Source organism: Streptomyces sp. NA04227, from assembly GCF_013364195.1.
Taxonomy (GTDB): Bacteria; Actinomycetota; Actinomycetes; order Streptomycetales; family Streptomycetaceae; genus Streptomyces.
Genome location: NZ_CP054918.1, coordinates 466,328 through 489,448, shown reverse-complemented (window position 1 = coordinate 489,448; position 23,121 = coordinate 466,328). Strand labels below are relative to the sequence as shown.

Annotated in this window: 4 protein-coding genes; all 4 read right to left on the bottom strand. The window is 72.8% G+C overall.

What is annotated here, in order from left to right:
• Window positions 1-54: 54 nt before the first annotated feature.
• The 4 genes from HUT18_RS01755 to HUT18_RS01740 are packed head-to-tail and all read right to left on the bottom strand — an operon-like array spanning window position 55 to window position 22,766.
• Window positions 55-5,862 carry a type I polyketide synthase gene (locus HUT18_RS01755; protein ID WP_254878384.1) on the bottom strand — a complete coding sequence of 1,936 codons (5,808 nt, stop codon included), beginning with the start codon at window positions 5,860-5,862 and terminating at the stop codon, window positions 55-57.
• 5 nt (window positions 5,863-5,867) lie between these two features.
• On the bottom strand, window positions 5,868-9,191 hold the full coding sequence (locus tag HUT18_RS01750; RefSeq protein ID WP_176097152.1) for a non-ribosomal peptide synthetase: 3,324 nt from the start codon (window positions 9,189-9,191) through the stop codon (window positions 5,868-5,870).
• On the bottom strand, window positions 9,184-14,001 hold the full coding sequence (locus HUT18_RS01745) for a type I polyketide synthase (protein WP_176097150.1): 4,818 nt from the start codon (window positions 13,999-14,001) through the stop codon (window positions 9,184-9,186). The genes HUT18_RS01750 and HUT18_RS01745 overlap by 8 nt, the downstream gene beginning before the upstream one ends.
• Window positions 13,998-22,766 carry a type I polyketide synthase gene (locus tag HUT18_RS01740; protein ID WP_176097148.1) on the bottom strand — a complete coding sequence of 2,923 codons (8,769 nt, stop codon included), beginning with the start codon at window positions 22,764-22,766 and terminating at the stop codon, window positions 13,998-14,000. The genes HUT18_RS01745 and HUT18_RS01740 overlap by 4 nt, the downstream gene beginning before the upstream one ends.
• Window positions 22,767-23,121 lie beyond the last annotated feature (355 nt).

Genomic DNA, 23,121 nt, shown 5'->3' with positions numbered 1-23,121 from the left:
TGTCGGCGGGTGCGGGGCGGGTGCCCCGGATCCGGCCGGTGGTCGCCGGGGTGGTCATGCGAGGTTCCCTTCGGGGTTCGGGAAGTCCGCAGCGCCGTCGGCGTCGTCGGCGCCCGCTGTGTCGTCCGTGTCGTCTTCTTCTTCGCCTTCGTCTTCGTCGTCCTCCGACTCGGACTCGGACTCGGCGAGCAACTCCAGGAGGCGGGCGTCGAGTTCGTCCTCGCTGAGCCCGTCGAGGTCCTCGGCGTTCTCCATGTCCTCGGACTCGGCGTCGAGTGCCGCTCCCGGTGCGTCACGGTCGATGGCCGTGATCGCGTCCTCGGGGTCGACCGCCCGCTTCCCGCCCGCGGCGAGCAGGGCGACGGTGCCCCGCACGGTCGGGGAGTCGAAGAAGTCCCGCAGGTCGAGTTCGGTGCCGAAACGGCTCTGGATCTTGGCGCCGATCTGCACGGCCGCCAGGGAGTGCCCGCCGAGCGCGAAGAAGTCGTCGTCGACACCGACCCGGTCGATGCCGAGCACCTCCTGCCAGACCTCGGCGACCGCGACCTCCTCCGGTGTCCCGGGCGCCTCGTAGGCAGTGGCGAGGTCGGGCCGGGCGTGGGTGCCGCCCGCCGGTGCCAGGGACTCCGCCTCGCGGGCGAGCAGTTCGGGGGTGATCCGCGCGGCCAGGCGGCGCATCGCGCCGAGGTCGCGCGCCGAGACGACCACGTGCTCGGGCAGGTCGCCCGCGGACAGCAGCCGGGCGAACGCCGTGGCGCCGTCCTGCTCGCTGATGCCCTGGGCCAGGGCCCGCAGCACGCCGCCTTCCTCGCGTTCGGTCTCCTCCGGCGGCGGCGCGGCGGCCTGGGCGACCTGGTCGAGCAGCCCCTCCACGTCGTTGATGCGCTTGATGGTGAAGTCGGAGATGGTCACCAGCGAGCGGCCCTCGGGGTCGAGGAGTTCCACATCGCAGGTGAGCGTCTCGCCGGAGGCGTCGGCGGACTCCTTGAGCTGCACGAAGCAGTGCACCGTGCCGGTCAGCGACGCCGCGACCCGCAGGCTGCGGTAGGTGAACGGCAGGTAGTACACGTCCTGGGCGTGGATACGGGCCGAGGCACCGGCGACGTCCAGGAGCGCGGGGTGCAGTACGTAGCCGTCGAGGTCCTCGTGGCACTCCTCGGGCAGTTCCAGGGTCACCAGGAGACGGTCGCCGCCCGCCTGGATGCGCCGCAGGCAGCGCCAGCGGGTGCCGAACGAGAAGGTCATCGGGCCGCCCTGGGCCGCCTTGTCCAGCTTGAGGCGGTGGTGGATCTCCTCCTCGCTCAGCAGGTCCTCGGTGACGTCGATCCGGCCGAGCACCTCGGCGAGGTCGTGGCGCACCTCGGGCGCCGGGTCGTGCAGCACCACCGAACCGGTCGCATGGTCCTGCCAGGCCGCGCCGCTGCCGGCCGCGGCACGGCTGCGCACCGTGAACCGCCAGTGCCCGTCGTGCTGTTCGACCGTGGTGAACACCTGGCGGGTCTGCCCGTCGGGCACCACCACCGGCAGCATGAACAGCACGTCGCGCAGCTCGATCTCGTGCCCCTTCGCCTGTTCGGCCACGGCGGCGCGGACCAGCTCCAGATACGTCGTACCGGGGACCAGACCGTGGTCCATGATCCGGTGCTCGTCGACGATCCAGTTCTCGGCGGTGCTGAACGTCGTCACATAGGTACGCGAGTTCTCGCCCGACTCCAGCAGACGCAGCAGCGGGTGCGCGGTCTCGGTGCCCCGGCCGTCCTCGCCGCCGAAGCGCGCGACCAGACCCGCGGCCATGCCCACGCCCTGCCAGGTGTCCCAGGACACGGCGGTGACCGGCAGGTCCAGCGTCGTACGCCGCGACTGCGCGTACACCTCCAGGAAGGCGTTGGCGCCGCAGTAGTCGCTCTGGCCGGGGCCGCCGAGTACGGAGGTGAGCGAGGAGCACAGCAGCACGAAGTCGAGGTCCTCGCGCGGGCAGACCTGCTCGAGTACCAGGGTGCCGAGGGTCTTCGCGGCCATCACCTGGGCCGCGTCGGCCGGGCTCTTGCCGCTGATCATGCCGTTGGAGGGCAGGCCCGCCGCATGCACGACACCGCGCAGCGGTCCGTGCGCACCGAGCGCCGCGACGGCCTCGGCCATCTCCTGACGATCCGTCACATCGGCCTGGAGTACCACCACTTGGGCGCCGCGCTCACGCAGCGCGCTCAGCCTGCGGATACGGGCGCTGGTCGGGTCCTGGTCGTCGTGGGCGGCCAGCCAGTCGGCCCAGGCGTCCTCGGCCGGGAACTCCGAGCGGCCGAGCAGACCGAGCACCGGCGCCTCGGCGTCCGCGGCGATCCGCTCCGCGAGGGCGAGGCCCACGCCGCCGAGACCACCGGTCACCAAGTACACACCGCCGTCGCGCAGTTGAGTCGGAGCGTCCTGCGTCTCGGCGCCGAGCTTGACGGCGTCGAAGTCGCGCACCCACCAGTGGCGTCCGCGCAGGGCGAGGTCGCGCTCCTCGGTGTCGGTGCCGAGCAGGGTGCGCACCGCGCGCACGGTGGCCGCCGGGACGGGCCCGTTGCCGGTGCCGCTCAGGCCGCTCAGGTCGAGGGTCCGGCAGGTGACGTCGGTGACCTCCTGCGGGATCACCGTGGTCGCGCCGGTGAGCGGCGCGTTCTCCGGCTGGAGCTCCTCGTCGCCGGTGACGGCGCGGATGCCGCGGCACAGGACGTCGAGGTGCGCCGGGCAGCCCGTACGGGCGTCACCGATGCCCTGGGCCAGGGCGAGCAGGCTGTCGAAGCCGAGGCGCGCGGCCGCGGCGAGGGCGTCGGCGTCGAGTGCGGCGACCGGCTCGCCGAGCAGGCTCCACAGATGGACGATCCGCAGGGTGGTGCCGGGTGCCAGGTCCAGGCCGGTGAGGAGGTCGGCGTAGTGCGCCCGGTCGGTGAGGTCGATGTGCCGCACGCCGTCGGTGCCGGTGTCCTCGGCGCTCACCCGGACCACCCGGGCGCCGTCCGCCGCGAGAGCGTCCGCGAGGGCGGAGCCGAGGGCCAGTTCGGCGCCCAGGATCAGCCACACGTCGCCGGAGTCCGGGGCGGTGCCGGTGACAGGCCGGGTCAGCGGGGCCAGGCGGCGCCAGCCCGGCGCCGAGAACCAGTCGTCGAGCGGGCCCGCCACCGCCGCCGGGAGGGCCGACTCGCCCTGGACGGCGTCCGGTTCGGTCCAAAAGCGCTGCCGCTGGAAGGGGTAGCCGGGCAGCCGGACCACGCGGCGGTCCTCGGCCGCGTGGAAGCCGGGCCAGTCCACGGTGGCACCCGCGCTCCACAGCTCACCGAGCCGCTGGAGCAGGTACGCGCGGTCGTCGCGCTCCTCCTTGGGGTGGCGCAGCGAGTCCAGGACGGTGCGCTCGGGGCGCGCGTCGGCGTGGGCGCGGGCGAAGTCGCCGAGGGTGCGGCCCGGGCCGACTTCGAGCAGGACCAGGTCCGGGTCCAAGAGCAGGTCGCGCAGGATGTCGCCGAAGCGGACGGTGCCGCGCAGATGCGCGCCCCAGTACTCGGGGCTGGTGGCCTGCTCGGCGGTCATCCAGGTGCCGGTGACGTTGGAACACAGCGGCACCTGCGGGGCGTTGAGCGTGACCTCGCGCACCAGCTCCACGAAGGGCTCGACGGCGCCTTCCATGCTGGGGGAGTGGAAGGCGTGCGAGGTGTGCAGCCTGCGGCAGGCCACCGCGTCGGACTTCAGCCGCTGTTCCAGCTCCTCGACCGCCTCGGTGGGACCCGAAACCACGCACAGGCCCGTCGAGTTGACGGCGGCCAGGCACAGCCGCTCGTCGAGCAGCGCGCTCGCCTCGTCCTCCGGCAGGAACACCGACAGCATCGCGCCGCGCGGCATGCCCTGCACGAGCAGCCCGCGCGCGGCGACCAGACGTACCGCGTCCTCCAGCGAGAACACCCCGGCCAGATGGGCCGCGACGTACTCGCCGACGCTGTGCCCCGCCATGGCGCGCGGCCGAACGCCCCAGGACTCCCAGAGCTTGGCCAGCGCGTACTCGACGGTGAACAGGGCGGGTTGGGTGATCGCGGTCTCGCCGAGTCTGCGGCTCGCGTCCGCCTGCTTGCCGTCCTCCGCGAACAGCAGGGTGCGCAGATCCTCGCCGAGCTGTCCGGCGAAGAGCTCCGCGCACCGGTCGAGCGCGCGGGCGAACACCGGCTCATGCGCGTACAGATCACGCGCCATGCCCACGTACTGGGCGCCCTGGCCGGGGAACAGGAAGGCGACCGGGGCCTGATCGGCCGCGGAGACCGCGTCCCGCTCGCCGATCGCGCGCAGCGCGGCGACACTCGCCTCGCGGCCGTGCGCCACCACCGCGGTCCGGGTCTCGAAGGCCGTACGGCGGCAGGCGAGGGTGAACGCGGTGTCGTTCAGGTCCAGTTCGGGGCGTTGCTCCAGCCGGTCGGCCAGCTCCGCGGCGCGGGCGGCGAGCGCGGCGGGGCCGCGTGCCGAAAGCGGCAGCACGGTGACCGCGCGGCCCTGGGCACCCGCCGGGCGGGCGGGCGGTGCCTCCTCCAGGACGACATGGGCGTTGGTGCCGCCGATGCCGAAGGCGCTGACACCGGCGCGGCGCGGGGTGGGGCCCTCGGGCCACTCGGTCAGCTCCGTGCCGACCACGAACGGGCTGCTGTCCAGGGCGAGTTCGGGGTTGGGCGCGCGGAAGTTCAGGGTGGCGGGGAAGGCCTTGTGCTTCAGCGCCAGGGTGGCCTTGATGAGGGCCGTCACTCCGGCGGCGGCGTCCAGGTGCCCGACGTTGCTCTTCACCGAGCCGATACGGCAGTAGCCGGTGGCGTCGGTGTACTCGCGGTAGGCACGGGTCAGTGCCGCGATCTCGATCGGGTCGCCGAGGGCCGTTCCGGTGCCGTGCGCCTCCACGTAGCCGATGGTCGAGGCGTCGACCTCGGCCAGCGCCAGCGCCTCGGAGATCACCTCGGCCTGGCCGGTGACGCTCGGCGCGGTGTAACCGGCCTTCAGGGAACCGTCGTTGTTGACGGCGGTGCCCCGGATCACCGCCTCCACGGTGTCGCCGGCGGACTGCGCCTCGGCCAGCTTGCGCAGGACCACCACGCCCACGCCGTTTCCGGCCACCGTGCCGCCCGCCTCGGCGTCGAAGGCGCGGCAGTGCCCGTCGGCGGAGAGGATGCCGCCCTGCTCGTGGACGTAGCCGCTGCTGAGCGGCACGCTCACGGACACGCCTCCGGCCAGCGCGATGTCGCACTCGCCGTTGAGCAGGCTCTGGCAGGCCAGGTGCACCGCCGTCAGCGAGGTCGAGCAGGCCGTCTGCACCGTCATGCTCGGGCCGCGGAGCCCGAACTTGTACGAGGCCCGGGTCGCCAGGAAGTCCTTGTCGCTGGCGAGCAGGGTCTGGTAGCCGCCGGTCGCCTCGTAGGTGCTCCGGTTGGCCATCACGTTGAACAGCAGGTACGAGTTCATGCTGGAACCGGCGAACACACCGATCCGGCCCTCGAAGGTGCGCGGGTCGTACCCGGCGGACTCCAGGGCCTGCCAGGCACACTCCAGGAACACCCGGTGCTGGGGGTCCATCACCTCGGCCTCGCGCGGGCTGTAGCCGAAGAAGGAGGCGTCGAACAGGTCGCCGCCCTCCAGTACGCCCTTGGCGCGGACGTAGTTGTCCTGCCGCAGCAGTTCGGGGGCGACGCCCGAGTCGAGCAGTTCCTGCTCGGTCAGCGCCGAGATGCTCTCCACGCCGTCGGCGAGGTTGCCCCAGAAGGTCTCCACGTCCCCGGCTCCGGGAAAGCGGCCGGCCATGCCGGTGATGGCCACGTGGCCCAGATCTTCGGGGCCCATGTCCTGGGCTGCGTCCGACACGAGGGTCACCTACCGTTCCGTGAGCGGTTCCGCCGGGCGGCTGCCGACCGGCGTTGTTCCAGGGCTGAGCGACGGGTCGCGGCGCGCTCGCGCCCGTCGGGGGAGGAGTCGGGGGCCGCGTCCGAGCGGCCCAGATGGGCGGCGAGAGACCCGACGGTGGGGTTCTGGAAGAGCTCCACCATGGGGACGTCCAGCTGGTGCGCGGCGGTCAGCCGGGCCTGCAGCCGGGCCATCAGGAGCGAGTTGCCGCCGAGTTCGAAGAAGTTGTCGTCCCTGCCCACGCGTTCCACCCCGAGCACCTCGCGCCACAGGGCCGCGAGGGAGTGTTCGAGGCCCTCCTCGGGAGCCGCGTAGACGGCCCGCACCGCGGCGACCGGCTCGGGGTCGGGCAGGGCCGCGCGGTCGGTCTTGCCGTTCGGGGTGAGCGGCAGGCTCGGCAGGGTCACGAACGCCGAGGGCACCATGAACTCCGGCAGGTGCTCCTTGAGCCTGGCGCCGAGTTCGGCGGCGGACGGGACGGCGTCCCCGGTCAGGTACGCCACCAGGCGCGTGTCGCCGCCGATCTCGCGGGCGAGCACCACCGCCTCGCGCACGCCGTCCCGGTCCCGCAACGCCGACTCGATCTCGCCCAGTTCGATACGGAAGCCCCGCAGCTTGACCTGGTGGTCGAGCCTGCCCAGGTACTCGATGGCGCCGTCCTCGCGGAAGCAGGCCAGGTCACCCGTGCGGTACATCCGGGCGTTCGGCCCCGGTGCGAACGGGTCGGCGACGAACCGCTCCGCGGTCAGTTCCTCGCGGCCCAGGTAGCCGCGCGCCAACTGGCAGCCGCCGATGTGCAGTTCACCGGGCACTCCCACCGGTGTCGGCCGACCCGAGGCGTCCAGGACGTACAGCCGGGTGCCGGTGACCGGGCGGCCGATGGGCACCGGACGCGGGTCGCCGTCGCGGCGGCACTCCCAGAAGCTCACGTCCACGGCCGCCTCGGTGGGCCCGTACAGGTTGTGCAGCTCGGCCGTGCTGCGCTCGAAGAAGCGCTCCTGAAGCGCGCGCGGCAGGGCCTCGCCGCTGCAGATGACCCGGCGCAGGCCGGTGCACGACTCCACGCCGTCCTGCTCCAGGAACACCTGGAGCATCGAGGGCACGAAGTGCAGGGTGCTGATGGCCTCCTGCCGGATCACGTCCAGCAGATACCGGCCGTCCTTGTGGCCCTCCGGCCGCGCCACCACCAGAGTGGCGCCGCACATCAGCGGCCAGAAGAACTCCCACACCGACACGTCGAAGGAGAACGGCGTCTTCTGCAGCACCCGCTCGCCCGGCTGGAGACCGTAGGCGTCCTGCATCCACAGCAGCCGGTTGCGGATCGCCGTGTGGACGTTCATGACGCCCTTCGGCGCTCCGGTGGAGCCGGAGGTGTAGATGACGTACGCGAGGTTGTCGCCGTCGAGTTCCACCCCGGGGTCCGTCGCAGGTTCGCCCGCCAGCTCCGCGCGCAGCTCCTCGACGCACAGCGTCGTTGCCCCGACCGGCGGCAGCGCCTGAAGTACGTGCCGCTGCGTCAGCAGGACCGGGACCTTCGCGTCGTCGAGCATGTACGTGAGCCGGGCCGTCGGATAGCCCGGGTCCAGCGGCACGTACGCGCCACCGGCCTTGAGCACCGCGAGCAGACCGACCACCAGCTCGACCGAGCGCTCCAGGCAGACACCGACCAGGACGTCGGGGCCCACCCCCATGCCGCGCAGCTTGTGCGCCAACTGGTTGGCCCGCGCGTTGAGTTCGCCGTACGTCAGGCTCTCGCCCTCGAACCGCAGCGCCTCGGCGTCCGGGCCGCTTGCTGCCCGCGCCTCGAAGCACTGGTGGATCAGGCCCGCGCCGGGCCACTCGCGCTCCTCGGCGGTGCCCGCGGCGAGCACCTCGTGCCGCTCGGCCTCGTCGAGCAGGTCAAGGGCGCCGACGGGGGTGCCGGGCGCGGCCACCGCCAGCTCGATCACGCGCCGCAGATGGCGGGCCATCCGCGCCATGGTGGACTCGTCGAACAGGTCGCGGTCGTACTCGAACCAGCCGGTGACCGCGCCGTCCCGCTCGAAGAACTGGAGCTCCAGATCGAAGCGGGCGCCGTCCGCGCGCAGGTCCAGACGCTGGAACTCCACCCCGGCGAGGGCGAGTGTGGGCAGCGGGTCGCTCTGGTAGGACAGGGCCACCTGGAAGACCGGCGGACGACTCAGGTCGCGCTCGGTGCCGAGGTCCTCGACGATCTTCTCGAAGGGGACGTTCTCGTGCGCGTACAGGCCGAGGCAGCCCTCGCGGACCCGGGCCAGGACACCGAGGAAGTCGGGTTCCCCGGACAGATCGGTGCGCACCGGAAGGGTGTTGACGAAGAAGCCGATCAGCGGTTCAACGTCGGCGCGGCCCCGGCCCGCCGTGGGCACGCCGACCACCACGTCGCTCTGGCCGCTGTAGCGGTGCAGCACCACGTTGAACGCGGCGAGCAGCGCCATGTAGGCGGTGGCGCCGTGCGAGGCGGCGAGCGCGGTGAGTTCGCCGTGCAGCGAGGCGGGCAGCTCGAAGGGCACCGAGCCGCCGTTGAAGCCCTGCACCGCGGGCCGCGGCCGGTCGGAGCGCAGGGCGAGCACCGAGGGCGCCCCCGCCAGGTGCCCGCGCCAGTACGCCAGGTCCTCGCGCAGGCTCTCGGCGTCCAGGCCCTGCTGCCAGGCGGCGAAGTCGCCGTACTGGATACGCGGTGCGGACAGCGGGGAGGTGCGGCCCGCCGCGAACGCCTGGTAGAGGGCGGAGAGTTCGGTGAAGAGCACCTTCACCGACCAGCCGTCCGAGACCAGGTGGTGCATCGCGACGAGCAGCACCCACTCCTCGGCGCCGGTGCGCAGCAGTTTCAGCCGCAGCAGCGGTCCGGACGCGAGATCGAAGGGCACCGCGAGTTCGGCGGCGACGCGCTTGTCCAGCTCGTCCTGACCGAGGCCCCGCACGTCCTCCTCCGGCACGTGGAGGTCGAGCGTGGGCCGCACGACCTGCTTCGGTACGCCGTCGCGCAGCTCGAAGCGGGTGCGCAGCGACTCGTGGCGCCGCACGATCTCGTTGACCGCGTCCTGCAGCGCGCCGATGTTCAGCGGTCCGCGGATACGGGCCGCCGCGGGGATCAGGTACGCGGGGTTGTCCGGCCTGATCTGCTCCAGGAACCAGATGCCCTGCTGCATCACCGAGAGCGGGAAGACGTTCTCGGTCGGCTCGGCGGCGGCCCGCTCGCGCATCATCTTCTCGAACAGGGCGCGCTTCTTCGGGGAGAGCGCGGCCAACTGGGCGTCGAGGTCAGCCATGACGGCCCTCCCGCTGCGAAGCGGCGGCGCTGTCGGCGTCGGCGTCGTCGGCGTCTTCATCCAAGTCGGCCAGTTCGGCGAGCAGTTGCTGCGCCAGGGCGTCCTCGGCGCGCTCCACGCGCTGGATGCCGTCCTCGCCCGCCGGGGCGTCGGTCGCGTTCCCGAGTTCCTTGACGATCTCGGCGGCCACGTCCTTGACCGAGGCGCCGGAGAGGAACACCGAGATCGGCAGGAAGACCCCGATGCTGCCCTCGATCTCGTTGCGGGCCTCCACCGCCATCAGCGAGTCCAGGCCCAGCTCCTGCAACGGCTGGTCCGGGCCCACCGATTCGGCGCCGGTCCGCATGGTCACCGCGATGCTGGAGCGCAGCCGCTCGGCGAGCAGCGCGAGCCGCTCCTCCTGTCCGAGCGCGAGGAGTTCGGCCCGGCTGGGCAGTGCCTCACCGCCCGCGCGGGCGGCGGTGGGAGCGGAGCCGGAACGCCCCACGAGGTGGGAGAGGAGAGCCGAGCCCGAGACGTCCTGGAAGCGGCGGCCCCAGTCGGACCAGTCCACCGGCACCACCGAGATCTGCGGGTCCGTGTGGCGCAGCAGCCGGTGGAACATGCGCAGCGCCTGCGTCTCGCTCAGGGTGCCCATGCCCGCGCTCAGACCGGGCGTGGCCTCGGAGCTCGCGGCCATGCCGAGCCCGCCCCAGATACCCCAGTTGATGCTGACCGCGGGCTTGCCCGCACTGCGGCGGCTGCGTGCCAGGGCGTCGAGGTAGGCGTTGGAGGCGGCGTAGCCCGCGACGAACGGCGAGCTGAGCAGCGAACTGACCGAGGAGAACAGGACGAAGAAGTCCAGCTCCCGCTCGCCGAGCACCCGGTCGAGTACCCAGGCACCGGCGGCCTTGGCCCGCAACTGGCGTTCCAGATCGGCCTCGCCGAGTTCGAGCAGCGGGGTGATCTCACCGACGCCCGCCGCGTGCACCACGCCACGGACCGGCTGCCTGCCCTCCTTCTCGAACCGGTCGAGGAAGTCGCGCACCGCCTGCTCGTCGCTCACGTCCATCGACTCGGCGGTCACGCTCGCGCCGAGCGCCTCCAACTCGCGTACGGCGGCGACCCGTTTGCCCGCGGTCGTGCCCGGGTCGAGCGCGGACCAGGTCGCGCGCGGCGGCAGCGGCGTACGACCGGCCAGTACGAGATGACGTGCACCGGAGAGCACCATGGACCGGGCCACGGCGAGTCCGAGCCCGCCGAGACCGCCGGTGACCAGGTAGGTGGCGTCGGTGCGCCACACCGTGCCGCCGGTCGCGGCGGGCAGCTCGCGGCGGACCATCCGGGCCACGTAGCGCTTGTCGCCGTACAGCGCGCTCTGGTCCTCCTCGCTCTGGCCCAGTTCACGCAGCAGCAGTTCGGCGAGCGTCTCGGCGTCCAGGTCCGGGTCGAGGTCGACGAGACCGCCCCACAGACCCGTGTGCTCCTGCTGGAGCGAGCGGCCCAGACCCCACAGCGTGGACTGCGCTACCGAGGGCGCGCCGCTCGCGGCGCCGAGCGGGCGGACCGCGCCGCGGGTCACCAGCCACAGCCGGTTGCGCTTGGCGCTGCGATTGCCGGCCAGCGCCTGCACCGCGTGCACCGCGCTCATGCAGCCGTCCTGCTGCTCCTGGAGCAGCGCGGCCACCGAGGCCACCTCGAGGCCGCTGTCGGCGGCCCACAGATGGACCACGTGCAAGGCCTCGTCCTCGGACAGGTCCAGCTCGCCGATGAGCCGTTGGAGGTCCTCGGCGCCCGGCCGGACCTCGGCCAGGTCCCCGTCGTGCCGGTAGGCGGCACCGCGCACGACCCGCACCGCGCGGGATCCCTGCGCGGTCAGCCGCCCGGCGAGTGCCGTACCGACACCCGCGCCGTCGGAAAGGACCAGCCAGGTCGCCCGCTCCTCGGTCGCGGCCGGTTCCGCGGGCAGCGCGGGGGCCGCCTCCCAGTCCAGGTCGTGCAGCAGGTCGGCGTCCTCGTAGGCGTCCGGCTCCCCGGCCGTGGCCACGGCGGCGGGCTGTTCGGGCCCCGCCGTCACGGCGCCGTCGTGCGACTCCTGGTCGGGCCAGCAGCGGGTGGGCGTGAACGCGTACGTCGGGACCGGCACCCGGTCGCGGCGGTACTCCGCGTCAAAGGCATGCCAGTCGATGTCGGCGCCGCGCGTGTACAGGCGCGCCAGCGAGTCGAGCAGGATCTCCCAGTCCGGGAAGTTCGGGCGCAGGCTCGGCACGAGCAGGGCGTCGTGCCCGGTGGGCAGCGAGTCACTGAGCAGGCCGAGCAGGGTGGGCGCCGGGCTCAGTTCGACGAAGGTCTGGTAGCCCATGTCGAGCAGGGTGTCGACGCCGTCGCCGAAGCGGACCGTACGGCGCAGGTGCGTGCACCAGTAGTCGGCGTCCGGTGCCTTGTCCCAGGCCCACAGTTCGCCGGTCAGGTTGGAGACCAGCGGGATGCGCGGCGCGGAGAACTCGATCTCCTCGCACGCCTTGCGGAACTCCTCTACGACCGGCTCGATCAGCGGCGAGTGCGAGGCCGTCGTGATGCGCAGCAGCTTCGCCTTCACCCCGCGCGCCGTGAACCGCTCGCAGATCGCCTCGACGGTCGCGCGGTCACCCGAGATCGAGGTGTTGCCGGGGCCGTTGGCGGCGGCGATGGAGATCTTGTCCTCCAGGCCCACCAGCGCCTCGGCGACCTCCCGCTCGGGTGCGAAGACGGTGGCCATCGCGCCGTGCATGCCCGACTCGGTCATCAGGCGGCCGCGGGCGACCATCAGCTTCAGGCCGTCCTCCAGGCTCATCGCACCGGCGAAGCAGGCCGCGACGTACTCGCCGAAGCTGTGCCCGAGCACCGCCGCGGGCTCCACGCCCCATGAGCGCCACAGCTCGGCGAGCGCGAACTCGACGGCGAACAGGGCCGGTTGGGAGTACGCCGTCTCGTAGACGAGCTGGGAGTCGTCCTCGGGATAGAGGACGGTGAGCAGCGGGACCTCGAGCATCGGCCGGAGGATCTCGTCGCAGCGGTCGATGGTGCGGCGGAACGCGGGCTGCGTCTCGTACAGTTCGCGGGCCATGTGCACCCGCTGCGGGCCCTGGCCGGGGAAGAGGAACACCACGTCGGCGGCGCCCCCGGTGCCGGTGACGACACCCGGCGAGGGCATGCCCTCGGTGAACTCCTCCAGACGCGCGGCGAGTTCCTCGCGGGTGGAGCCGAGCGCGGCCAGCCGGTGGCGGAAGTGCGCGCGTCCGGTGTTCGCCGAGAAGGCGAGGTCCGCGCCCGCGGCCCCGGTGCCGGTGGCGAGGTGGTCGCGGTACTTCTCGGCCAGCGTGGCGAGGGCGCCCTCGCTCTTGGCGGACAGCGTCAGGAGGTTGAGCGGTCTGCGCTCGTCGGTCTCGGCGGGCGCCTCCCGCTCGGGCGGCTGCTCCACCAGCAGATGCGCGTTGGTGCCGCTGAAGCCGAAGCTGCTGACCCCGGCGGTACGCGGACCCTCACGCTCGGGCCACGGCGTCATCTCGGTCGGCACGGCGAAGGTGGTGCCCGCGAAGGACAGATGCGGGTTGAGCTCGGTGAAGTGCACGTTCTTCGGGATGGCGCCCTTGCGCACGCACAGCGCCGCCTTGATCAGGCCCGCGATGCCGGAGGCCGCCTCCGCGTGCCCGATGTTCGGCTTGGACGAGCCGAGGTAGACCGTGGGGCCCTCCGCGCGGCCGTACACCTCGGCGAGCGCGTCCACCTCGATCGGGTCGCCGAGCGTGGTGCCGGTGCCGTGCGCCTCGACGTAGGAGACCTGCTCGGCGGCCACGCCCGTCGCGGCCAGCGCACCGCGCAGCACCTCGCGCTGCGCGGCACCGCTCGGCGCGGTGATCCCGGCGCTGCGCCCGTCCTGGTTGACCGCGCCGCCGCGCAGCACGGCGAGCACCTCGTCGCCCTGCTTCACCGCGTCCGACAGCCGCTTGAGTACGAGGACGCCGCAGCCCTCGGCCCGTACGTAGCCGTTGGCGGAGACGTCGAAGGTCTTGCAGCGCCCGTCCGGCGCGACCATGCCCGGGAACTGGGAGAAGGCGATGCTCGGGATGGGCGAGAGGATGACGTTGACGCCGCCGCCGAGCGCCAGGTCGCTCTCTCCCGACCGCAGGCTCTGGACGGCCTGGTGCACCGCGACCAGCGAGGACGAGCAGGCGGTGTCCACGGCCACGCTCGGGCCGCGCAGGTCCAGGGTGTAGGAGATGCGCCCGGTGAGGATGCTGTGCGCGGTGCCGGTGCTGGCGTGCGCGGAGGCGTCGAGCGGGACCCGCAGGGTGCGGCTGGCGAAGTCGTTGCTGCACACGCCCATGAACACACCGGTCTTTGACCCCGCCAGGGCGGAGGGGTCCTGGCCGGCGTTCTCCAGTGCCTGCCAGACGACCTCCATGGCCACCCGCTGCTGCGGGTCCATGGTCATCGCCTCACGCCGGGTGATGCCGAAGAACTCGTGGTCGAACCGGTCGACCTGGTCCATGAACCCGCCCCAGCGGGTGCTCATCCGGCCCGGCGTACGCGGCTCGGCGGAGTGGAAGGTGCCCACGTCCCAGCGGTCCGCGGGGATCTCCGACACCGCGTCGGTGCCCGCGGCGAGCAGGTCCCAGAACGACTCGGTGTCCACGACCCCGCCGGGGAAGCGGCAGCCGATGCCGACGATCGCGATGGGCTCGGATGCGGCGCTCTCCAGCTGCTCGATGCGGCGCTGCATCCGCTCCATCGTCAGATAGGCGCGGCGCAGGGTGGATCCAGAAGTCTGCGACTCGTCCGGCGAAGTCATGCGTCATGCCCCTCTTCGATCTCGGTCAACTTGGCCAGCAGCAGTGCCTCGATCTCGGCGTCGGGCAACTGGTCGAGCTCTGATGCGCTTGCGCTTTCGCTCGCGGTGGCGGGCAGTGACCCGCCGGTCCGGGTGGGGTCCGCGTCCGGGCCGTCGACGGCCTCGGCAAGTGGTCCGCTCTCCGGCGGACCGGCCTCCAGGGGGATCTCCATGCACTCGGCCAGGAACGGCACGAGCGCGTCGATGGTCGGGAAGCGCCAGACCACCGTCGCGGGCAGCTCGATCTGCAACAGCGCCTCCAGCCGCTTGCGCAGCTCCAGCGACATCAGCGAATCGAAGCCGAGGCTGTTCAGCGGTACGGCGGTGTCGATGCGGGAGACGTCCAGCGAGAGCACCGAGGCGACCTGCTCGGTGCAGTGCCGCACCAGGACGGCCTTGCGCCGCTTCCCGGGCTCCACGGCGAGCAGTTCCTGCCGTACCTTGCTCGTCGCGCCCTGCGCCCCGCCCGCCGTGGACGTGTCCACGAGCCGGGTGAGCATTGCCGGGACCAGGCCGCTGCCCGCGGCCCTGGCGAGCCGGGCGCGGTCCAGCGGCAGGACGGTGGCCTGCGCGGTGGCCGTCGGCAGCAGCCGGTCGAGGGCGGCGATGCCGTCCGCCGAGCGGATGCCGAGGATGCCCAGGCCCTCCAGACCACCGGCCCGGTCGGGCCGCGCGGCGAGACCGGCCTCGGACCACGGGCCCCAGTTGACGCTGAGCGCCGACAGCCCAAGAGACCTGCGGTAGTGGGCCAGACCGTCCAGGAAGGCGTTGGCCGCCGCGTAGTTGCCCTGACCGGCGGAGCCGAGCTGGGCCGCGGCCGAGGAGTACAGGACGAAGAAGTCCAGCCCTCGGTCCGCGGTCGCCCGGTGCAGGTGCCAGGCGCCGTGCACCTTGGCCCCCGCCACCCGCCGGAAGCGGTCGCGGTCCAGGCCGAGCAGCACACCGTCGTCCAGCACACCGGCCGCGTGCACGACTCCGGCGAGCGGCGGCAGCTCCGCGTCGACGACGCCGAGCACGGACGCGATGTCCGCGGCGCGCGAGACGTCGGCGCTCAGCACCCTGATCTCGGCCTGCCGGGCCCGCAGTTCACCGATGGCCCGCTCGGCCTCGGCGGAGGGGGCGCTGCGGCCGAGCAGCACCAGATGGCGGGCGCCCTGGTCGACCAGGTGGCGGGCGGTGTCCAGGCCGAGCGCGCCGAGACCACCGGTGATCAGGTAGCTCGCGTCGCCCCGTACCGCCCCGCTCGGCGGCGGGAGAGCCACCTGCTCCTCGCCGGTGGGCCGCAGCACCACCTTGCCGGTGTGCCGGGCCTGCGCCATGTACGAGAAGGCGGCCGTGGCCTGGGCGTACGGGAAGGTCCGTACCGGCAGGGCGCCGAAGTCCCCGCGGGTGAAGCCCTCGGCGACATGGCTGAACAGCAGCTCCATCAGGGAGTGCTGCTCGGTGATCGAGCGCTCCAGGTCCACCGCGTGGAAGGACCTGTTGTGCTTCAGGGACAGCAGACCGAGGTTGCTGTTGCGGTAGATGTCCTGCTTGCCGATCTCGACGAACCGGCCGCCGACGGCGAGCAGTCCCAGACTGCGCTGAAGTGCCTCACCGGTCAGCGAGTTGAGCACCACGTCCACGCCGCGCCCGTCGGTCAGCTCCACGATCCGCTCGGCGAACTCCAGCGACCGCGAGTCGAAGACGTGCTCCACGCCCAGCGAGCGCAGCAGTGCCCGCTTCTCCTCGGTACCGGCGGTGGCCAGTACCGTGGCGCCCCGGCGGCGGGCCACCTGGAGCGCGGCCAGACCGACACCGCCGGTCGCCGAGTGGACCAGCACGGTCTCGCCCTCGCCGAGGTGCGCGAGGTATTCGAGGCCGTACACCGCGGTGAGGAAGGCGATCGGCACACCGGCCGCCTCCTCGTCGCTGAGGCCCGCGGGCTTCGGGACGACCAACTCGCGTGCCACGGTGGTGTACGCGGCCATGCTCGACCCGCCCACCGCGATCACTTCGTCGCCCGGGCGCAGGTCCTCGACGTCCTCGCCGACGGCCACCACCCGGCCCGCGCACTCGGCGCCGAGCGGGGTACGGCCGGACGGCACACCCGGGCAGATGTCCATCGCCTTGAGGACATCGGCGAAGTTCAGGCCCGCGGCGCGGATCTCGATCTCCACCTGACCGGGCCCGGGCGCGGTGCGCTGCCACGGGGTGGCGGTGAGGCTGCCCAGGATGCCGGGCCGCTCGGCCAGCAGACGCTGGTTCTCGAACTCGCCCGAGGCGTACGGGCGCCGCTCCCAGTCGTTCTCCTCGGGCTCGGGCGCGGTCCACGGGGCGAGCCGCGGCACATACCGCGCGGCGCCGCGCAGGGCGAGCTGGTGCTCTCCGGTGCGGGTGCTCAACTCGGCCGCCAGCGCCGCCGTTTCGCCCTCGGGCCGGGCGGGGTCGAGGTCCACGACGAGCGGGTCCAGCTCCTCGTGCTCCAGGGTGACCACCCGGGCCAGACCCCAGAGGGCGGACTGCGCGAACGCGGGCGTCCCGCTGTCGGAGGCCAGCCGCTGGGCGCCCCGGGTCACCAGAACGAGCCGGGGCGAGGCCTTCCAGTCCTGGGCCGACAAGGCCTGCACGAGGTGGAGCACCGAGACGGTGCCCAGGTCCTGAGCCGAGTCGAGCCCGGCCGCGGCCTGCTCACCGTCGCCCGGCAGTGCGTCCTCGCCGAGGTCGAGGTTCCAGGCGTGGACGACTCCCGCGCACATGTCCCCGTACTGGCCACGCAGTTGGGCCAGCAGGGCGCCGAACTGCTCGGGCCGCGCCGGGTCGAGCGTACGACCGTCCCTGTCCCGGTCGCCCGCGTGGACCAGCACACACTCTCCGGGCAGCGCCGAGGCCAGCTCCTCGCCGACCCCGGAGCGGTCGGCGAGCAGCAGCCACCAGCCCTTGTCCTGCCCGGCCTGCGGGCGGTCCGGTGCCTCCAGCTCCTGCCATTGGACGTGCAGTAGCGACTCCGCCACCGCATCGCGCTCCGCGCCGCCCTCCAGACGCCGCAACGCGATCCCGTCCACGAAGCCGACGGCCTCGCCCTGCGCGTCGTACAGGGTCACCCGCGCGCCGCGCAGCCCGTCCTCGTCCGGCTCGGCCGCCCGCACATCGGCGTGCGCCCAGCGGGGCACGGCCCGCTCCGCGCGCAGCGCGAACCTGCCGACGCCGACCGGGAGATGGATCGACTCGGCGCCCTCGCCGGTACTGGCGAGCGCCGCCGCGAGCACCTGGAGGCAGCTGTCGAGCAGCGCCGGGTGCACGCCGTACGCATCGGTGTCCTGCGGCGCCGCCAGGCGGGCGATCGCCTCGCGTTCGCCGGTCCACAGGTCCCGTACGCCCTGGAAGGCCGGGCCGTACTGGAGTCCCGCCGCGTCGAGCCCGGCGTAGTGGTCGTCGGCGGACGCGGTCGTGCCGCAGCGTCCGCGTACGGCGGCGAGTTCGTCCGCCTCGGCGGCCGCGGGGGCCGCGCCGTCCTCGGAGGCGGTGAACGTGCCCTGCGCGGCCTCGGTCCAGTCGTCGTCGGCGGTGCCCGCACCGGCGCGGCTGTACAGACGGAAGGTGCCGCGGTCGCCGTCCAGGCTCAACACCAGCTGGAAGGTGGGGCGTTCGGCGCTGTCGTGCACCACCGTCATACCGGTGAAGCGCACGTCGTCCAGGGCGACGGCCCGGCGTCCGCCGAGCGCCTCGCGCGCGGCGGCCGTGGCGGCGTCCAGGACGAGGCTCGCGGGCAGCACCACGGCGCCGCCCACCCGGTGGTCGCCCAGGTAGGGCAGGCCGGTGAGGTCGAGCCGGGCGGCGAAGTGGTGGGTGCCGGGCGCCGTCACGGACTGCACATGGCTGTGCAGCACCGGGTGGCCGCCCGGGGTGCCGGACACCTGCTTGCCGGGGACCACGTTCCAGTGGCGCTCGCGCTGCCAGGCATAGCCGGGCAGCGGCACCATCGGCACCAGCGGCCCGTACAGACGGCCGAAGTCGACCGGGAAGCCCGCGCAGTGCAGCTTGCCCAACTCGCCTAGCAGCACCGCCCGTCCGGACTCCTCACGGCGCAGCGAGGCCACCACGGTCGCGGGGGTGTCCTCGGCCGCGAGGCGTTCGGCGACCGCGTCGCCGAGCATCGCCTGCGGGGCGATCTCGACGAACACCCGGTGCCCGTCGCCCGCGAGCGCGGCCACCGCCCGGTCGAAGAGCACCGGGCGGCGCAGGTTCTCGCCCCAGTACGCCGCGTCCAGCACGGTTCCCTCGGCGAACTCGCCGGTGACCGTGGACAGGAACGGAATGCTCGTCGCGCGCGCGGTGAGGTCGGTGAGCGCCGCCGTGAGCTGCGCGCCAAGGGGGTCCATGTACGGGCAGTGCGAGGCGAAGTCGACCGACTCCAGGAGCCGGCAGAAGATGCCCTTCTCGCTGAAGGACTCGGCGAGTTCGTTCAGCGCCGCCGGGTCACCGGACAGCACGGTCGTCGTCGGGCTGTTGGCGGCGGCCACCCAGATGTCCTTGCCGCCGAGCTCGTTCAGCGCGCGCTCCGCCTCGGCGAGCGGCAGCCCGGTCACGGCCATCCGGCCCTTGCCGACGGCCTGCCGGATGATCCGGCCCCGGTGCAGGGCGATACGCAGCGCGTCTTCCAGGCCGAGGGCGCCCGCGACCTGGGCCGCGGCGATCTCGCCGACGCTGTGGCCCACCACCGCCGACGGCTCCACACCCCGTGCGCGCCACACCGCGGCGAGCGCGATCTGTACGGCGCACAGCGCGGGCTGGCCCACCGCCGTATCCGCGAGCAGGCAGTCGTCGCCGGTGGCGGTGAGCTGGGTCAGCAGCGACCAGTCCGTCCAGCGGGCGAGCAGCGCGTCGCACTCCTCGATCACCCGCCGGAACTCGGGCTCGGAGTCCAGGAGTTCGGCGGCGATCGGCCACCAGCGCGGGCCCTGCCCGGAGAAGACGAAGGCGGTACGCGTGGACCGGTCGAGCCTGCCGTTGCCCGAGGCCAGCGCCGGGTGTTCGGACCCGGCCGCGTAGGCGCGCAGGGCCTCGCTCATCTCGACGCGCGTAGAGGCGACGCACGCGAGCCGGTACTCGTGGTGACTGCGGCGCAGCGCGGCGGCGGCGCACAGCGCGGCGAGCGCGCCGTCGTCCTCGGCCCTGCCCGCCGCGTCGAGCAAGTCCGCGTAGCCGAGGGCGAGTTCACGCAGGGCGGCCTCGTCGCGTGCCGAGACGGTGAGCAGTTCGGGCCGGACCGGAGCCGGGGAGGCGGCGGCCGGAGCGGCCGGTGCCTCCTCCAGGATCAGATGGGCGTTGGTGCCGCCGAAGCCGAACGAGCTGACGCCCGCCACCGCCGGGCCCTCGGCCACCGGCCAGGGCTGGAACTTGTCGGCGACCCGCAGCGCCACCTCGTCGAAGGGGATGCGCGGGTTGGGCTGGAGGAAGTGCAGGGTCCCCGGCACGCTGCGGTGCCGCAGCATCAGCGCCGTCTTGATGAGCCCGGCGATACCGGCGGCGGCCTCCAGATGGCCCAGGTTCGACTTCACCGAGCCGATCAGCACCGGCCGCTCCGGCTCACGGCCCTCGCCGAGCACCGTGGCGAGCGCCTTCGCCTCGATCGGGTCGCCGAGCAGGGTGCCGGTGCCGTGCGCCTCCACGTACTGGACCTCGGCGGGCCGCAGTCCGGCGTCCGCGCAGGCCAGGCGCAGCACTTCCTCCTGGGCCTGCGGATTGGGCGCCATGATGCCGTTGCTGCGGCCGTCCTGGTTGACGGCGCCGCCGCGGATCACGCCGTAGATCGTGTCCTGGTCGGCGAGGGCCCGGCTGAGCGGCTTGAGTACGACCGCTCCCGCGCCCTCGGAGCGCACATAGCCGTCGGCGCGCGAGTCGAAGGGCTTGCAGCGGCCGTCGGGCGCCATCGCGCCCGCCTTGCTGAAGTTGATCGCGAGGGCGGGGGAGAGGATCACGTTGACCCCGCCCGCGACGGCCACCGTGCAGTCGCCGCTCGCCAGACTCCGGCAGGCCTGCTGCACCGCTACCAGCGACGAGGAGCAGGCCGTGTCCACGGCCATGCTCGGACCGCGCAGGTCGAACAGGTACGAGAGCCGGTTCGCCGCGATGCTGAAGGCGTTGCCGGTGCCCGTGTACGCGTCGATGCGGTCCAGGTCGGCGAACTGGGTGCGCAGATAGTCGGTGGTCGCGATGCCGACGAAGACACCGGTCGGCGATCCGGCGAGCTCCTCGGCGGGGATCCCCGCGTCCTCCAGCGCCTCCCAGGCGACCTCGGCCATCAGCCGCTGCTGCGGGTCCATCCGGGCCGCCTCGTGGCCCGAGATCCCGAAGAAGGCCGGGTCGAAGGTGTCGACGCCGTCGACGAACCCGCCCCAGGGGGTGTTGGTCCTGCCCGGCGCCGAGGGGTCTTCGTCGAAGTAGTCCTCGGACTTCCAGCGGTCCTCGGGCACCTTGGTGATCGCGTCGCGTCCCTCGCGCAGCAACTGCCAGTACGCCTCGGGGCTGTTGGCGCCGCCCGGGAAGCGGCAGCCGATGCCGACGATGGCGATCGGCTCGTCGGCGCCGGTGCGTGCCGTGTGCGTCGTGTCCGTACCGGAGGCGGGCCGGGGCGGTGCGGTGCCGCCCGCCAGGTGGTCGGCGAGCGCCTCGACGGTCGGGTGTTCCCAGACCAGGGTCGAGGGCAGCGAACGGCCGAGCAGCCGTTCCAGGGAGCCGGTGATGCCGACCATGTCGACCGAGCGCAGGCCGTAACTGGCCAGCGGGACACGGGTGTCCAGGGTGGCGCCGTCGACGCCGAGGCGTTCGGCGAGCTCGCGCACCAGGCACTCTTCGACGCGGCGGCGCTCCGCCGGGTCGGCGCTCGTGGCGGGGGCCGGCGCGGACGCGGCCCGCTCGGCCGAGACCTGCGGCGCGTCTTCGGGCCGCGGCTTCGCGGCGGTCGCGGCCTGTGAAGCCTCCCAGTGGGCAAGGCACTTGAGGCGGCCCTCGCGGAACGCCGCGAGCGAACCGGCGCGTTGCAGCTTGCCGCTCGACGTCTTCAGGATGCTGCCGCGCCGGAGCAGGGCGATCTCGTGGACGGCGAGTCCGTGCTCCACGGAGACCCTGGCCCGTACCTCGGTGAAGACGCGGGCGGCCACTTCCTCGGAGGGGATGCCGGTGACCTCGTACAGGACCACGAGCCGTTCGCCGCGCTCGGCGCCGTCGACGCTCGCGGACTCCTCGGAGCAGGCCACGCCCTGGCCGGGCCGCAGCACCGGGTCGCAGGACTCGACGGTCAGCTCGATGTCGTGCGGGTAGTGGTTGCGGCCCTCGACGATGATGACGTCCTTGCGGCGCCCGGTGAGGTACAGCTCGCCGTTCTCGTCGAGGAAGCCGAGGTCACCGGTGCGCAGGAAGGGGCCTTCGCCGGTGGCGGTGGTGCCAGTGGTGCCGGTGGTGCGCGCGGCGAAGATCTCCGCGGACTCCTCGGGGCGCTGCCAGTAGCCCTCGGCGACGCTCGGTCCCGACACCCAGACCTCGCCGACCCGGCCCTCGGGCAGCCGCGCCCGTGTCTCGGGGTCGACGATGGCGATGTCCTGGTCCTCGACCGTCCAGCCGCAGGCGACGTAGGTACGCGCGTCCGTCCCGGCCGCGGGCGCGGCCGCCTCACCTGCGGCCAGCGCGGCCGTGTCCACCTCCCGCAGGATCGGGTCCGCGGCGCGGTCGCCGCCCGAGACGCACAGCGTCCCCTCCGCCAGGCCGTAGCAGGGCAGGAAGGCGGAGCGGGCGAAGCCCTGCGGGGCGAACATGCGGGTGAAGGCGTCGAGGGTCGTCGGGCGCACGGGCTCGGCACCGCTGAAGGCGACCCGCAGTGCGCTGAGGTCGAGCGTGGCGCGCTCCTCCTCGGAGACCCGCTCCACACACAGGCGGTAGGCGAAGTCGGGGGCGCCGGTGATGGTGCCGCCGTGCTCGCTGATGGCGCGGAGCCAGCGCACCGGCTGCTTCAGGAAGGTGACCGGCGCCATGAAGGTGGTCGGGAAGCCGCCGAAGGCCGGGGCGAGCAGTCCGCCGATCAGACCCATGTCGTGGTACGGCGGCAGCCAGGTGACCATGTGGTTGTCCGGCTCGTGGCCGTACAGACGGTCGTTGATGGCGCGCAGGTTGTGCAGCAGATTGCCGTGGGAGACCATCACGCCCTTGGGGCGCCCGGTGGAGCCGGAGGTGTACTGCAGGAACGCGATGGTTCCGCGGTCCGCGTCCGGGTGCCGCCAGGCCTCGGGGTCGACCGCCTCCGAGGCGTCCACGGTGAGCCAGGGGATCGCACGGAAGTCGGCGGAGTGCTCCACGAACTGGTCGCTGACCGCGGCGATGTCGCCGGTGGCGAGGATGACGGCCGGTTCCGCGTCCTGGACGACGCCGACGAGGCGGGGGAGCGTGCGCTTTATCAGCAGCGGATCCGGCGGATAAACGGGAACCGCGACAACGCCCGCGTAGAGGCAGGCGAGGAAAGACGTGAGGTATTCGATTCCGGGCGGGCAGAGAATGAGTGCGCGATCGCCTTCGGAAACCCTTTCGCGAAGCCGGACGGCTATCGACCGAGCCCGTAGGTCGAGTTCCGCATTACTCAGACTCTGCTGAGTTCCGTCCTTGTCGCCGAGAAACCTATAGAGACTCTCTTCAGGCCTTTCAAGAAATATGGAACGATAATGCTGAACGAGCGTCTCAGGGTTCCGAGGGGGCATTTTCGACCGCCGTAACATGTGAGTCCGGTGATTTCGAATCGACGTCGCGTACCGTTTCCGCTGCCGGTGCCTTTCGGCTCGTGACCGACCGTGAGCGCTATTTCAGGCCGTTTCCCTTTCTTGTCGACTTCCGGCGCAACCTATTCGAGCTTTCTCGGTTCTTACTGGTCACCGCGTCGGTCCGGCTGTCGGCCCTGGGGGTGGCACGGACAGCGAACGTGGTCGGACGCTCAGCGTCGACACGCGACAAGCCGCAGGTGACGGCCTTGGCAGCGGACACGGTTCCCGAGTGTGCATGCAGGCGGGCGGGTGCGGGACCGCCGATGCCTTAACCCTTGGTGAATAACGGGACGTG

Bases quoted from the DNA above. Each gene is read 5' to 3' on its own strand.
- HUT18_RS01750 (WP_176097152.1), bottom strand. From the start codon at position 9,191: ATGGCTGACCTCGACGCCCAGTTGGCCGCGCTCTCCCCGAAGAAGCGC.
- HUT18_RS01745 (WP_176097150.1), bottom strand. From the start codon at position 14,001: ATGACTTCGCCGGACGAGTCGCAGACTTCTGGATCCACCCTGCGCCGC.
- HUT18_RS01740 (WP_176097148.1), bottom strand. From the start codon at position 22,766: ATGCCCCCTCGGAACCCTGAGACGCTCGTTCAGCATTATCGTTCCATA.